This window comes from Bradyrhizobium roseum (assembly GCF_030413175.1).
In the GTDB taxonomy this organism is placed as follows: domain Bacteria; phylum Pseudomonadota; class Alphaproteobacteria; order Rhizobiales; family Xanthobacteraceae; genus Bradyrhizobium; species Bradyrhizobium roseum.
Window position 1 is genome coordinate 1,881,133 of the sequence record NZ_CP129212.1, and the last position, 14,593, is coordinate 1,895,725.

Annotated in this window: 13 protein-coding genes; 11 read left to right on the plus strand and 2 right to left on the minus strand. The window is 63.5% G+C overall.

Features of this window, described 5'->3' with window-relative positions; all coding sequences use genetic code 11:
* Positions 1–149 precede the first annotated feature (149 nt).
* The gene (locus QUH67_RS08865; RefSeq protein ID WP_300947978.1) at positions 150–1,931 is read left to right on the plus strand and encodes a tetratricopeptide repeat protein; all 1,782 of its coding nucleotides are present in this window, start codon (positions 150–152) and stop codon (positions 1,929–1,931) included.
* A gap of 43 nt (positions 1,932–1,974) precedes the next feature.
* Positions 1,975–2,859, plus strand: coding sequence for a 4-(cytidine 5'-diphospho)-2-C-methyl-D-erythritol kinase (locus QUH67_RS08870; RefSeq protein ID WP_300946300.1), 885 nt, complete (start codon positions 1,975–1,977; stop codon positions 2,857–2,859).
* 105 nt (positions 2,860–2,964) lie between these two features.
* On the opposite strand, the gene QUH67_RS08875 is transcribed toward QUH67_RS08870, so the two are convergent.
* A complete protein-coding gene (locus QUH67_RS08875; protein ID WP_300946301.1) occupies positions 2,965–3,975 on the minus strand; it encodes a polyprenyl synthetase family protein in 1,011 nt (336 codons plus the stop codon).
* Positions 3,976–4,109: 134 nt separating this feature from the next.
* On the opposite strand from QUH67_RS08875, the gene QUH67_RS08880 reads away from it, so the two are divergent.
* From QUH67_RS08880 to QUH67_RS08910, 7 genes are all read left to right on the plus strand, one after another.
* Complete coding sequence (locus QUH67_RS08880; protein WP_300946302.1) at positions 4,110–4,337, plus strand: putative signal transducing protein; 228 nt, start codon at positions 4,110–4,112, stop codon at positions 4,335–4,337.
* Positions 4,330–5,097 carry a tRNA1(Val) (adenine(37)-N6)-methyltransferase gene (locus tag QUH67_RS08885; protein ID WP_300946303.1) on the plus strand — a complete coding sequence of 256 codons (768 nt, stop codon included), beginning with the start codon at positions 4,330–4,332 and terminating at the stop codon, positions 5,095–5,097. The genes QUH67_RS08880 and QUH67_RS08885 overlap by 8 nt, the downstream gene beginning before the upstream one ends.
* A gap of 260 nt (positions 5,098–5,357) precedes the next feature.
* Complete coding sequence (locus QUH67_RS08890) at positions 5,358–6,269, plus strand: S49 family peptidase (protein WP_300946304.1); 912 nt, start codon at positions 5,358–5,360, stop codon at positions 6,267–6,269.
* Positions 6,270–6,469: 200 nt separating this feature from the next.
* Positions 6,470–6,658, plus strand: a complete 189-nt coding sequence (locus tag QUH67_RS08895) for a hypothetical protein (protein ID WP_300947979.1) — start codon at positions 6,470–6,472, stop codon at positions 6,656–6,658.
* Between the two features lie 120 nt (positions 6,659–6,778).
* Positions 6,779–7,711: a glycine--tRNA ligase subunit alpha gene (locus QUH67_RS08900; protein ID WP_300946305.1), complete on the plus strand. Its 933-nt coding sequence runs from the start codon at positions 6,779–6,781 to the stop codon at positions 7,709–7,711.
* Complete coding sequence (gene glyS, locus QUH67_RS08905) at positions 7,711–9,807, plus strand: glycine--tRNA ligase subunit beta (protein WP_300946306.1); 2,097 nt, start codon at positions 7,711–7,713, stop codon at positions 9,805–9,807. The genes QUH67_RS08900 and glyS overlap by 1 nt, the downstream gene beginning before the upstream one ends.
* 3 nt (positions 9,808–9,810) lie before the next feature.
* Positions 9,811–10,413 (plus strand): class I SAM-dependent methyltransferase, encoded by a 603-nt coding sequence (locus tag QUH67_RS08910; RefSeq protein ID WP_300946307.1) that lies wholly within the window; start codon positions 9,811–9,813, stop codon positions 10,411–10,413.
* 109 nt (positions 10,414–10,522) lie between these two features.
* Here QUH67_RS08910 and QUH67_RS08915 read toward each other — a convergent pair whose 3' ends face one another.
* Positions 10,523–10,885 carry a DUF1236 domain-containing protein gene (locus QUH67_RS08915; RefSeq protein WP_300947980.1) on the minus strand — a complete coding sequence of 121 codons (363 nt, stop codon included), beginning with the start codon at positions 10,883–10,885 and terminating at the stop codon, positions 10,523–10,525.
* Positions 10,886–11,120: 235 nt separating this feature from the next.
* Between QUH67_RS08915 and QUH67_RS08920 the strand changes: the two genes are divergently transcribed.
* Together QUH67_RS08920 and ppdK are read left to right on the plus strand one after the other, a co-directional pair.
* Positions 11,121–11,276 carry a DUF3096 domain-containing protein gene (locus QUH67_RS08920; RefSeq protein WP_300946308.1) on the plus strand — a complete coding sequence of 52 codons (156 nt, stop codon included), beginning with the start codon at positions 11,121–11,123 and terminating at the stop codon, positions 11,274–11,276.
* Between the two features lie 92 nt (positions 11,277–11,368).
* Positions 11,369–14,266: a pyruvate, phosphate dikinase gene (gene ppdK, locus QUH67_RS08925; protein ID WP_300946309.1), complete on the plus strand. Its 2,898-nt coding sequence runs from the start codon at positions 11,369–11,371 to the stop codon at positions 14,264–14,266.
* Positions 14,267–14,593: the final 327 nt, after the last annotated feature.

The window sequence follows — 14,593 nt, forward strand, 5'->3', positions numbered from 1 at the left end:
CCCTAATCTGCCAATCGATTCGCCAACCCCTATCCTTGCGGTTGAGGGCCAAAAGCGGCATTGTCGCTGCCCGAGATGCGCCGCTTGGGTTTGCATTCGAGACCGATCGTAACGATCCCGCTATACATCTTGGAGCTAGGCGAACCGTGATGCTTTCCACTCGCATGAATCGTTGGGCCTTCGCCGCAATCACCCTCACCGCACTGGCCGCGTCCCCTGCGGTTTTGGCCCAGACCCCCGACCACACCGGCGACAATGCCGCGCAATTCCCCAGTAAGGCCGACCTGAAATCGTTGACGACGTCGGGCAGCTATCTGGCCGCACGCCACGCCAGCGTCGAACGCGACGCGGCGGCGGCTGCGGCGTTCTATCGCTCCGCGCTGCGCACCGATCCGAAGAACAACGAACTTCTGGACCGTGCGTTCATCTCCTCGCTGGCGGATGGCGATATCGACGAAGCGGTCAAGCTCGCCGATCGCATCCTGACCATGGACAAAGCCAACCGCGTCGCGCGGCTGGTGGTGGGGGTTCGCGACCTCAAGCAGAAGAAATATCCGACCGCGCAGCTCAACATCAACCAGTCGATCCGCGGGCCGATCACTGACCTGGTGGCGACGCTGCTGTCGGGCTGGGCGAGCTACGGAGCGGGCGACGCCAAGGCGGCTGTCGCTACCATCGACAAGCTGACCGGGCCTGAATGGTATCCGATCTTCAAGGATCTCCACACCGGCATGATCCTCGAGACGTCGGGCAAGGAAAAGGAAGCCGGCACGCGGTTCGAGCGCGCCCACAAGCTCGACGATTCGATGCTGCGCGTCTCCGACGCCTATGCGCGCTGGTTGTCGCGCAACAAGGACGGCGCGGCGGCGACCGGCATTTACGAAGCGTTCGACAAGAAGTTGCCGCGGCATCCGTTGGTGCTGGAGGGGCTGCGCGACACCAGGGCCGGCAAGAAACTGCCGCCGCTGGTCGATTCCGCGCAGGCTGGCGCGGCCGAGGCGCTGTACGGCATCGGCGCCACGCTGACCCGCCGCGGCGGCGAGGATCTGGCGCTGGTCTATCTGCAACTGGCGCTCTATCTGCAGCCCAATCATCCGCTGGCGCTGCTGTCGCTCGCCGACCTCTATGAATCGGTCAAGAAGCCGCAGATGGCGATCAAGGTCTATGAGCGCATGCCGGCCAGTTCGCCGCTCAAGCGCAACGCGCAGATCCAGCTTGCCACCAATCTCGACGCCGCCGACCGCAGCGACGAGGCGATCAAGATCCTGAAGGGCGTCACCGCCGAAGCGCCGAAGGATATCGAGGCGATCATGGCGCTCGGCAATATCGAGCGCGGCCGCAAGAAGTTCAGCGATTGCGCTACCACCTACACGCAGGCGATCGAAGCGAATCCCGGCGTCACCGACAAGAACACCTGGGTCACCTATTATTATCGCGGCATTTGCCTCGAACGTTCCAAGCAGTGGAGCAAGGCCGAGGTCGACATGCGCAAGGCGCTGGAACTGCAGCCCGAGCAGCCGCATGTGCTGAACTATCTCGGCTATTCCTGGATCGACCAGGGCGTCAACCTCGACGAAGGCATGAAGATGATCCGCCGCGCGGTCGATCAGCGCCCCGACGATGGCTACATCGTGGACTCGCTGGGCTGGGCGTTCTACCGGATCGGCAACTTCGAGGACGCAGTAAAGAATCTCGAGCGCGCGATCGATCTCAAGCCCGAAGACCCCACCATCAACGACCATCTCGGCGACGCCTATTGGCGCGTCGGGCGGACGCTGGAAGCCAAATTCCAGTGGGCTCACGCCCGTGACCTGAAGCCCGAGCCGGAGGAATTGCCGAAGATCGAAGCCAAGATCGCCAACGGCCTGCCAGAAGATACCTCCTCCGCGGCTTCCGCCGACAAGAAGAAAGAAGACGGCAAGGGTGGCTGAGGTTCGGGCTGGCTGAGGCTGGGAATGCAGGGGCTGTTCGGCAATGCCGGTATTGAGTGATGAAGCTCGCGCCAAGGTCAATTTGACCTTGCGCGTCAATGGCCGGCGCACCGACGGCTATCATGATCTCGAAAGCGTGGTGGCGTTCGCCGACTGCGCCGACCGGCTGACGCTGACGCCGGGTTCCGATCTCGATCTGAAGATGCTGGGGCCGCTGGCTGATGCTTGCGGCGATACGTCCGACAATCTGGTGCTCAAGGCCGCGCGTCTGTTGGCCGAGCGCGTGCCCGGCATGAAAGCCGGCAGCTTCACGCTCGACAAGGCCTTGCCGGTCGCGGCCGGGATCGGCGGCGGTTCGGCCGACGCCGCGGCGGCGTTGCGGCTGCTCGCGCAGTTGAACGGGCTGGCGCTCGACGATGTCAGCATCATCGAGGTGGCGAAACTGACCGGTGCCGACGTTCCGGTGTGCGTCAACTCGCACAGCTGCGTCATGACCGGCGTCGGCGAAGCGCTGCAACCGCTCACCTTGCCGAAAATGCCCTGCGTGATGGTCAACCCGGGCGTACCCGTCGCGACCAAGGACGTCTTTGCCGCACTGGGCCTGCGTAACGGCGAATTGCGCGTCGGTGTCACCGACGTGCTGTTACAGGACCGCTGGCCCGACGGGCAGGCATCGCTCGAGGACTGGGTGGAGGCGCTCGCCGCCAGCTCCAACGATCTGGAAACGCCGGCCCTGCGCGTCCAGCCAGTGATCGGCGAGGTCATCGCCGCGCTCAACGCCACCAACGGCGCCTGGCTGGCGCGGATGTCCGGATCGGGCGCGACCTGTTTTGCGATCTATGAGAACACCGCCGAGGCGGGCCGAGCGGCGGCAAAACTCCGGCGCGATCACCCCCGATGGTGGGTCCATGCGGGGACTTTGAGCTGAAGCTTTTGTGGGATGGGTTGAGCTCTTCGCGAAACCCATCATCGCTCCGCACAAGGATTCGATGGGTTTCGGGAAGAGCTCAACCCGTCCTACAAACCGTGCGCTTCAATGCGACCTTGCCAGACAGAACGCCACGACCTGTTCCAGCGCGGTCTTCATCGGCGAAGACGGGAACAGCGCCAGTGCGTCGACGGCCATCGCGCCGTAATGCTGGGCGCGGCTGATCGTGTCTTCGAGCGCGCGGTGCTTGGTCATCAACCCGATGGCGTGATCGAGGTCGCTGTCGCCGATCTCGCCGCGCTCCAGCGCCTTGACCCAGAATTTTCGCTCAGAGTCATTGCCGCGGCGGAACGCCAGCACCACCGGCAGCGTGATCTTGCCCTCGCGGAAATCGTCGCCGATGTTCTTGCCGAGTTTGGCGGCCTTGCCACCATAATCCAGCACGTCGTCGACGAGCTGGAACGCGATGCCGAGATTCATGCCGACCGAGCGGCACGCGGTCTGCTCGGCCTTCGGCCGGTTGGCGATCACGGGTCCGACCTCGCAGGCCGCGGCGAACAGCTCGGCGGTCTTGCCGCGGATGACGGCGAGGTATTCGTCCTCGGTGGTCGCGGTGTTCTTGGCCGCCGCAAGCTGCATCACTTCGCCTTCGGCGATGGTGGCGGCCGCGGAGGAGAGGATATCGAGCGCGCGCAGCGAGCCGACCTCGACCATCATGCGAAACGCCTGGCCGAGCAGAAAGTCGCCGACCAGCACGCTGGCCTCGTTGCCCCACAGCATCCGCGCCGACAGCTTGCCGCGGCGCAGTTCGCTCTCATCGACCACGTCGTCATGCAGCAGCGTCGCCGTATGCATGAATTCGACGGAAGCCGCGAGCTTGATATGGCCGTCGCCGGAATAGCCGGTGAGGTTGGCCATCGCCAGCGTCAGCATCGGGCGCAGACGCTTGCCGCCCGACGAGATCAGGTGGTTGGCGACTTCCGGGATCATGGTGACTTCCGACCCCGTCCGCGACAGGATCGTGGCGTTGACCCGCTCCATGTCCGCGGCGACGAGCCCGACCAGCGCATCAATCGAGGCGTTCGACGGGCTTTCGAAGGGTACAATAACCGCCACACGGGTCTCCAATTTTGGTCAATTCGCAGTATCCTTGTTCTACAATAGAAAGTGCAGACTAAGGCGGCAAGGGCAGGTAGCGGGGTTGACAGGCCCGGTGCGGTTGCCGCACCCGAACCGGACAGGAGCGTGACTTGCGGGAATTGGTCAGGACCAACGATATCGTGCTGGTTTCCGCGGTCGGCGCGCTGCTCGACGGCGCCAATATCCATCACCTGGTGCTCGACCAGAACATGAGCGTCATCGAAGGGTCGCTCGGCATCCTGCCGCGCCGTATCCTGGTTCATGACGACGACAGTCGCGCGGCGCGGCAGTTGCTGGCCGATGCAGGGCTGGCCCACGAATTGCGGCCCGATGAGTGATCCCGTCCTCGAACTCACCGAGGACGCGTTTCTCGGCGGGCAATTGCGCGTGCGGCAATTCAAATCGGGGCATCGCGCCGGGCATGATGCGGTGCTGCTGGCGGCGGCGACCGCGGCCCGCCCGGGCGACCGCGTGGCCGATCTCGGCGCCGGCGCCGGTATCGCCGGCCTGGCGGTTGCGAGGCGTGTGGCCGCCATCGATCTGGTGCTGGTCGAGATCGATGCGCCACTGGCGAACCTCGCACGCGCCAATGCGGGGGCGAACGCGATTCACGCCGACGTGATCGTACTCGATGTGGAGGCGGATGCCGCAGCCTTCGCCGCGGCGGGGCTTGGTCCCGACAGCGTCGATGGGGTGCTGATGAACCCGCCGTTCAACGATCCGGCGCGGCATCGCGCCTCGCCAGACGTCGCGCGCGGGACCGCGCACATGGCGACCGAGACGACGCTGGCAAAATGGATTCGCGCGGCGCGGCGCATGCTCAGATCCAAGGGGGTGCTGACCCTGATCTGGCGCGCCGATGGCGTAGCCGAGGTGCTGGCCGCGCTCGATCACGGTTTCGGGAGCCTGCATATCCTGCCGGTCCACGGCGATGCGCAACGTCCCGCCAACCGTATCCTGGTGCGCGCCACCAAGGGTGGGCGGTCGCCGACACAAATCCATCCCGCCCTGCTGCTCAATGATGAGTCAGGTGCGCCGAATAAAAGGGTGCAGGAGATTTTGGCCGGGAACGGAAGCTTGCCGCTCGCAAAGCCCTAGAAAGACGGCTCGTGCGGCAAGTTCCAGTCGCAAGATGTCCATGCCGGGGACGCTACTGCGGAAGCGTCTCTGACTGTTGTTTGGGCGCGGAAGTGAAGTGAATCGCCGCCAGAAGGCTGCCGATGAGCATTATCAGCAGATAGATTTTCATGTCAGTCTCCGCTGCGCCATTGCAGCCGTAACGTCTGCGATGCAAAAGGCGTTCCTGCCCTTTGCAATGACAGTGGCGTGATAAAGAATGGTTAATCCGAGGTAACGGTATGAGTGAACAATTAAGTGATCGAGCAGCTTTGCCGAACCTCTTCGACCGGATGAAGCAACTCATTCCGGCAAAATTCCGGCGGAACGCCGCAGTCGTGCCGGTGGTGCGGCTGTCCGGTGTCATCGGTGCGGTGACGCCGCTGCGACCGGGTCTGACGCTGGCCGGCATCGCCAAGACACTCGAACGTGCCTTCGCCACACGGCATGCCAAGGCGGTGGCACTGGTGATCAATTCGCCCGGCGGCTCGCCGGTGCAATCGCGGCAGATCTATCTGCGGATCAGGCAGCTGGCTGAAGAAAAGAAACTGCCGGTGCTGGTGTTCGTGGAGGACGTGGCGGCGTCCGGCGGCTACATGATCGCCTGCGCCGGCGACGAAATTTTTTGTGATCCGTCCTCGATCCTGGGGTCGATCGGCGTGGTTGGCGGCAGCTTCGGCTTTGTCGAGCTGATCAAGCGGATCGGCGTCGAGCGGCGGCTTTATACGGCGGGCGAGCACAAGGCGACGCTGGATCCGTTCCTGCCCGAAGATCCCGACGACGTGGCGCGTTTGAAGGCGCTTCAGCGCGAGATCCACGCCATCTTCATCGCGCTGGTCAAGAACAGCCGCGGCGCTCGCCTCAAGGGAAAAGAAGACGATTTGTTCACCGGCGAGTACTGGGCGGGGGAGAGGTCGGTGTCGCTCGGCCTTGCGGACAAGATCGGTGACATCCGCTCGACGCTGCGCGAGCGATATGGTGAGAAGGTGCTGACCCCCGTCATCGCCCCCGCTAGCGGGATGCTCTCCGGGCTGCTGGGCCGCCGGTCACCGGGGGCGGGCGCGCTGGCTGCCCTCGACGGGTTCGGGGGCTTGCCGGACGACTTGATTTCGGCGCTGGAAACACGGGCGATTTGGGCCAAATTCGGGTTCTAGAGCCCGCGGGCTCTAGATTCCTTGTTTGACGCGTTTTCTTGATGCGAACCGGTACCCACTTCGCTCGAAAACGCTACAGCAAATCAAGAACTGGTCAGCCGGCCGCGCCATTTAGTCCCAAAAGCGGAATTGCGGCGCAGCCCGGCTTGGGCGAGAATGCGCGTCATTGGGGGCTGAACGTGAACGACAAGGATCGACCGATGCCGCCGCTGATCGCATTCGCGGGAGCCCTGGGCGGGCTAGCCGTGTTCCGATGGGCCTACAAGACCGCTGTCCGCATCAATGCGGAATTGGAAGAGGCGCGCCTGGCGCGCGTCGCCGAGGTCCAGACAGGCGAGATTCCGACGCTACGCCGTGACCCGGTCACCGGGGCGTATCGCCCGGGCTAGAACAAGCCGTTTAGCAACCCATTCGGGCGGTGCCATGCCACCGGCACCGCCTTGATTCCCTGCCCACGCGCCGATACGGTCCCGCGCTCTTAAATCCCCCTCGCGAGACCGATTCTGCCGATGGACGCTCTTCCTGCCCACATGCGCCCGGAACGTTCGTTCCAGGGTTTTATCCTGGCTTTGCAACGGTTCTGGGCGGAGCAGGGCTGTGTGATCCTGCAGCCCTACGACATGGAAATGGGCGCCGGCACCTTCCATCCTGCGACGACGCTGCGGGCGCTCGGCCCCAAGCGCTGGAACGCGGCCTACGTGCAGCCTTCGCGGCGGCCCAAGGACGGACGCTACGGCGAGAACCCCAACCGGCTGCAGCACTATTACCAGTTCCAGGTGATCATGAAGCCGTCGCCGCCGAACCTTCAGGACCTGTACCTGAAGTCGCTGGCCGCGATCGGCATCGATTCCAGCCTGCACGACATCCGCTTCGTCGAGGACGATTGGGAAAGCCCGACGCTCGGCGCGTGGGGGCTCGGCTGGGAATGCTGGTGCGACGGCATGGAAGTCAGCCAGTTCACCTATTTCCAGCAGGTCGCGGGCGTCGAATGCGCGCCGGTCGCCGGCGAACTCACCTATGGGCTCGAGCGTCTGGCGATGTATGTGCAGGGCGTCGACCGCGTCTACGATCTCAATTTCAACGGCCGCGACGGCGCCGACAAGGTCACCTATGGCGACGTGTTCCTGCAGGCCGAGCAGGAATATTCGAGGCATAATTTCGAACACTCCGATTCCGACATGCTGTTCAAGCAGTTCGTGATGGCGGAAGAGGCCTGCAAGAAATATCTCGAAGCCGGCTGGAAGGATGGCAAGCATGAGGCGCACCTGATGGCGCTGCCTGCCTACGACCAGTGCATCAAGGCCAGCCACGTCTTCAACCTGCTCGATGCCCGCGGCGTGATCTCGGTCACCGAAAGACAAAGCTACATCGGGCGCGTCCGCGAACTGGCAAAGGCCTGCGGCGATGCCTGGGTTCACACCGAAGCGGGCAGGGCGGTCTGATGCCTGATCTTCTGTTAGAGCTGTTCTCCGAAGAAATCCCCGCGCGCATGCAGGCCAAGGCGGCGGACGATCTGCGCCGCATGGTCACCGACAAGCTCGTGGCCGAAGGCCTGGTCTATGAGGGCGCAAAAGCGTTCGCGACGCCGCGGCGGCTGGCGCTCACCGTTCACGGCATTCCGGCGCGGCAGCCTGATCTCAAGACCGAACGTCGCGGGCCGAAAATGGGCGCGCCCGATGCGGCCGTGCAAGGATTCCTGAAGGCGACTGGCCTCAAATCGCTCGATGAAGCCAAGATTCAAAAAGACCCGAAGGGCGATTTCTACATCGCCCTGATCGAAAAGCCCGGCAGCGCCGCGGTCGACGTGATCGCCGAGTTGTTGCCGGTCATTATCCGCACTTTCCCCTGGCCGAAATCGATGCGCTGGGGCGAGCGTTCGGCCAAGTCCGGCTCGTTGTCCTGGGTGCGGCCCTTGCATTCGATCATCGCGACTTTCGGCATCGAGACCGAAGAGCCAGATGTCGTGAAATTTTCCGTCGATGGCATCGAGGCCGGGCAAACCACCTACGGCCACCGCTTCATGGCGCCGGCGGCGATCTCCGTGCGCCGGTTCGAGGATTACGAGGCCAAGCTGAAGGCCGCCAAGGTCGTGCTCGACCCCCAGGCGCGCAAGGACATCATCCTCGCCGACGCCAAGCAATTGGCGTTCGCGCAAGGCTTTGAGCTGGTCGAGGACCAGGTTCTGCTGGACGAGGTCGCCGGCCTCGTCGAGTGGCCGGTCGCGCTGATGGGATCGTTCGACGCGGAATATCTTTCGATCCCGGACGAGGTGATTCGCGCCACCATTAGAAACAATCAAAAGTGTTTTGTGGTGCGCGACCCCAAGACCGGAAAGCTTGCCAACAAGTTCATCCTCACCGCCAATATTGAGGCGACCGATGGCGGCAAGGTGATCGTGGCCGGCAACGAGCGCGTGATCCGCGCCCGACTGTCGGACGCAAAATTTTTCTATGAGACCGACCTGAAGACGAAGCTGGAAGCGCGGCTGCCGAAATTCGAGCAGATCGTGTTTCACGAAAAGCTCGGTACCCAGGCCGAACGGATCATGCGCATCGAGCGGCTGGCGGCCGAGATCGCGCCCTTGGTCGGCGCCGATGTCGAAAAGGCCAAACGCGCCGCGCATCTGGCGAAAGCCGATCTCGTCACCGAAGTGGTCGGCGAATTCCCCGAATTGCAGGGCCTGATGGGGAAATATTACGCGCTGGCGCAGCATGAAGACGCCTCCGTCGCCGCCGCGAGCGAAGAGCATTACAAGCCGCAAGGGCCCGCCGATCGCGTGCCGACCGATCCGGTGAGCGTCGCGGTCGCGCTGGCCGACAAGATCGATACGCTGGTGGGCTTCTGGGCGATCGATGAGAAGCCGACGGGGAGCAAAGATCCGTATGCGCTACGGCGTGCGGCGCTGGGGGTCATCAGGCTGATCGTCGAGAATACGCTCCGGCTGCCAATTCTGAACGTCGCGAAGTCAGCCATGGCTGGCTTGTCCACAAAGGGCGACGTTCAGAAATTGCCGTTCGATCTTCTCGCCTTCTTCGCCGACCGCCTGAAGGTGCAACTCCGCGACCAGGGCGCGCGTCACGATCTCGTGGATGCGGTGTTTTCACTTGGCGGCCAGGATGATCTGCTGTTGGTTGTGCGCCGCGTCGAAGCGCTCGGCAAGTTCCTCGATATGGATGACGGCAAGAACCTGCTTGCAGGGACCAAGCGGGCGAGTAACATCCTCTCGATCGAGGAGAAGAAGGACAAGCGCACGTTCGACAGCGCGCCGGATGCCGGGCTCTACAAGTTGCCGGAGGAGAAGGCGCTGGCTGCCGCGATCGATCAGGTCAAGCAGGAGGCGGCTGCCGCCGTACGACAGGAAGACTTCGCTACGGCGATGAGTGCGATGGCAAAGCTGCGTCCGGCGGTCGATGCGTTCTTCGACAAGGTCAAGGTTAATGACGATGAACCCGGCGTGCGCGAGAACCGACTAAAGCTCCTGAATGAGATTCGCGCGGCGACCCGCGCGGTGGCGGATTTTTCGAAGATCGAAGGCTAGAACATGGACCCTCAGACGCTCGCCGCTTACGACCAGGGTGCGGCGGCGTTCGCGAAGGACTGGCTCGGTCAGCCGTCGCCCGTCGACCTGCAGGAAATCGTCGAACGGTTTTTTGTGCGTGGCGGCAATTCGGCCGATATCGGTTGCGGCTGCGGCCGCGAGGTGGCCTGGCTGCACGCGAACGGTTTTTCGGCGGTCGGATTTGATGCTTCCGAAGGCCTGCTCAGCGAGGCGCGCCGGCGCTACCCGTCGCTGAAGTTTGCGCAGGCCGAATTGCCGGAGCTTGCCGATGTCGGCACCTTCGATAACGTGTTGTGCGAAACCGTGATCATGCATCTCGACCACGAGCAGATCGCGGCGTCGGTCCGCCGCCTGCTCGATATCGTCAAGCCGAGCGGCATCCTCTATCTGAGCTGGCGCGTCACCGAGGGCGCCGATGAACGCGACGCGCAGGGACGGCTCTACGCCGCATTCGATCCGGCAGAGGTGCTGGCGGAATTGAAGGGCACCACGGTGCTGCTCGACGAAGAGGCGGTCAGCGCCTCGTCGGGAAAGAAGATCCACCGGATGGTGGTGAAGAAGCCGGGACTGGAAATCAGGGAATAAACAAGACCCCGCCCGGAGGGGACGCCGGGCGGGGCTTGAGGTCCGGTCGTATCTCGCGCACATCCGCTTGCGCGGCGCCCGGACCAATCGTTCAGGCTACTGAGGTCGTTTAATCGACCACCTGAACGATCCGACGGGAGCGCGGTTCGACCAATATCGTCCGGCCATTCACCACCGTGTAGCGATAGGGCGTCGCGCCGTAGGTCTGGGGTACGTCGTAATAGGTCACGCCGGCATCCGGCAGCACGCCGCCGACCACCACGCGCTCGGAAATGGTGAAGTTCGGGACGCGCTCACGCACGATGTATTCCCGAAAAGCCGGCCGCTGATCGGCGGCGATGCCTTCATGCTCGCCGACGACGACGGCGTTGCCGCCGGCAACACCGGTGGTGATCGTCGTTTGCGCCTGAGCCGCGATCGGGGCAGCCAGCGCGCCGGCGACCGCTGCGATGGCAAGTAGTTTGTTCCGCATGTTGAACTCCTTGGCGAGAAGAGAGGCGCCGGCGCTCGCCAGCACGTAGATGCGGAGGCAATTCATCGCCGGCGGCTTCGTTCCGGAAAAGCCCGGCCTCATACGCGGCAATTCCGGGGAATTATTGCGGAAGCATGGAACCCGTAAAAGCGGGAAGCGTCTTGCTATTCCAAGCCCGCGCCAGCGGCTAAGTTGCGGCCCTCGATTCGATCCCCTTCACCAGTCGGAGTTCTCAATGACCATCACCGCTGCGCATATTTCCCCGATCGTCGCCCTGATCGCGGGAGTCCTGATCCTGATCATGCCGCGGTTTTTGAGTTTCATCGTCGCCATCTACTTGATCGTCGTCGGGTTGGCCGGCCTCGGCGTGTTCAAGATGTTGAAGTTCTAAAGCGGGACAGGGGGCTTTCGCGGCTTGCGCGGAACCCCTCAAAATGGTGTAAGGCGCGCAATCTTCTCACCTTTTTCAGATAGCTGGAATCCATGGCCAAAGCCGTCGCGAAGTCCAAGAAGGCTGCAGCGAAAGCCGCAGTGAAATCCGCAGCGAAATCAAAGCCATCGGCCCGATCCAAGGCGGTTACCGCGGCCCCTTCCGCCCGCAAGGCGCTGAAGAAGGCTCCGGCCAAGCCGACGCCCAAGCCGGCACCCAAGGCCGTGGCCAAGAAGGCCCCGGTCCGCAAGCCGGAGGTCGAGACGGTAAAGGCCGGCAAGTGGGTCTATACGTTCGGGGACGGCAAGGCCGAGGGCAAAGCGGGCCTGCGCGATCTGCTGGGCGGCAAGGGCGCCAACCTCGCCGAAATGGCCAATCTGGGCCTGCCTGTGCCTCCGGGCTTCACGATTCCGACCTCGGTCTGCACATACTTCTATGCGCATGAGAAAACCTATCCGACCGCGCTGAAGGCGCAGGTCGAGAAGGCGCTCGACTATGTCGGCAAGCTGGCCGGCAAGGCGTTCGGCGATTCCAAAAATCCGCTGCTGGTCTCGGTTCGCTCCGGCGGCCGCGCCTCGATGCCGGGCATGATGGACACCGTGCTCAATCTCGGCCTCAACGACAAAACCGTCGAAGCGCTGGCCGAGCTCTCCGGCGACCGCCGTTTCGCCTATGACAGCTATCGCCGCTTCATTACGATGTATTCGGACGTGGTGCTCGGATTCGAGCACCATCACTTCGAGGACATCCTCGACACCTTCAAGGATGGCCAGGGCTATACGCTCGACACCGACTTGACCGGCGACGACTGGGTCGAACTGGTCGGCAAGTACAAGGAAGCCGTGTCGCGCGAGACCGGCAAGGATTTTCCGCAGGATCCGCACGAGCAGTTGTGGGGCGCGATCGGTGCGGTGTTCTCATCCTGGATGAATGCGCGTGCGGTGACCTACCGCCGCCTGCACGACATCCCGGAATCCTGGGGCACCGCCGTCAACGTGCAGGCCATGGTGTTCGGCAACATGGGCGAAACCTCGGCAACCGGCGTGGCGTTCACCCGCAATCCCTCCACCGGCGAGAGCAAGCTCTACGGCGAATTCCTGATCAACGCGCAGGGCGAGGACGTGGTGGCGGGCATTCGCACGCCGCAGGACATCACCGAGGAAGCGCGCCAGGAATCCGGCTCCGACAAGGCCTCGATGGAAAGCGCGATGCCCGAGGCATTCAACGAGCTGACGCGCATCTATACGATGCTCGAAAAGCACTACCGCGACATGCAGGACATGGAGTTCACGGTCGAGCAGGGCAAGCTGTGGATGCTGCAGACCCGCGGCGGCAAGCGCACGGCAAAAGCCGCGCTGCGCATCGCGGTCGAACTCGCCAATGAAGGCCTGATCTCGAAGAAAGACGCCGTGATGCGGATCGATCCGGCTTCACTGGATCAATTGCTGCATCCGACCATCGACCCCGCCGCCAAGCGCGACGTGATCGCGACCGGCCTGCCGGCCTCGCCCGGTGCCGCATCGGGCGAGATCGTGTTCTCGTCGGATGAAGCCGCCAAGCTGCAGGCCGATGGCCGTGCCGTCATTCTGGTGCGGATCGAAACCAGCCCGGAAGACATTCACGGCATGCATGCCGCCGAAGGCATTTTGACCACCCGCGGCGGCATGACCTCGCACGCCGCCGTGGTGGCGCGCGGTATGGGCAAGCCCTGCGTCTCCGGCTGCGGCGCCATTCGCGTCGACTACGGCCGCGGCACCATGAGCATCGGTTCGCGCACCTTCAAGACCGGCGACGTCATCACCATCGACGGTTCGCTCGGCCAGGTGCTGGCCGGCCGGATGCCGATGATCGAGCCGAAGCTGTCGGGCGAGTTCGGCACGCTGATGGGGTGGGCCGACGAGGTCCGCAAGCTCGGCGTCCGCGTCAACGGCGACACGCCCGACGATGCCCGCACCGCGGTCAAGTTCGGAGCCGAGGGCATCGGGCTGTGCCGCACCGAGCACATGTTCTTCGAGGAAACCCGCATCCGAACCGTGCGCGAAATGATCCTGTCCGAAGATGAGCAGTCGCGCCGCGCGGCGCTGTCGAAACTGCTGCCGATGCAGCGCGCCGACTTCGTCGAGCTGTTCGAGATCATGAAGGGCCTGCCGGTCACCATCCGCCTGCTCGATCCGCCGCTGCACGAGTTCCTGCCGCACACCCAGGCCGAGATCGAGGAAGTCGCGCGCGCGATGAACACCGATCCGCGCAAGCTTGCCGATCGCGCCCGCGACCTCGCCGAATTCAACCCGATGCTCGGCTTCCGCGGCTGCCGCCTCGCCATTGCCTATCCCGAGATCGCCGAGATGCAGGCGCGCGCGATCTTCGAGGCGGCGGTCGAAGCCGAGAAGCGCACCGGCAAGGCCGTCGGCCTCGAAGTGATGGTGCCGCTGATCGCGACCAAGGCGGAGTTCGACCTGGTGAAGGCCCGCATCGACGCCACAGCGCAGTCGGTGATGAAGGAAACCGGCAAGAAGCTGGCCTATCAGGTCGGCACCATGATCGAACTGCCGCGCGCCTGCCTGATGGCCGGCGACATCGCAGAGACCGCCGAGTTCTTCTCGTTCGGCACCAACGACCTGACGCAGACGACCTACGGCATCAGCCGCGACGATGCGGCAAGTTTCCTCGGCACCTATGTCAGCAAGGGAATCTTGGCAATCGATCCGTTCATCTCGGTCGACCGTGACGGCGTCGGCGAACTCGTGAAGATCGGCGTCGAGCGCGGCCGCAAGACCCGGCCTGATCTCAAGGTCGGTATCTGCGGCGAGCATGGCGGTGATCCCGCGTCGGTGGCGTTCTGCCACGAGATCGGGCTCGATTACGTTTCGTGCTCGCCGTACCGCGTGCCGATCGCGCGTCTCGCGGCAGCGCAAGCCTCGCTCGGAAAGAAGATCGAGAATCAGGCGTAGGTTTGAGCGCTCGCGATCCATGGATACGAGGATGCCCGGGCTTGCCCCGGGCATTTTCTTTTTTGGCCACCGCAAGAGCGAAGTTGACGATGGAGCGAGCCCGACGCAATCGCGGTTCCGGTGGTCCGACGATCAGAAATATTCTTCACCATTCTCGTTGACGGGATATTTACCACTTTGATCGCGTGCCTGTTTACCAACACTTCTCATGCGATCCGCGATCACTGCACGATCGCTTGCGTGTAACACGCAGGCCACGCCGATTAACTCCCCGGCAACCTAAATTCGATACCAACAAAATAGATCGAATTGCACGGATGTACTGAG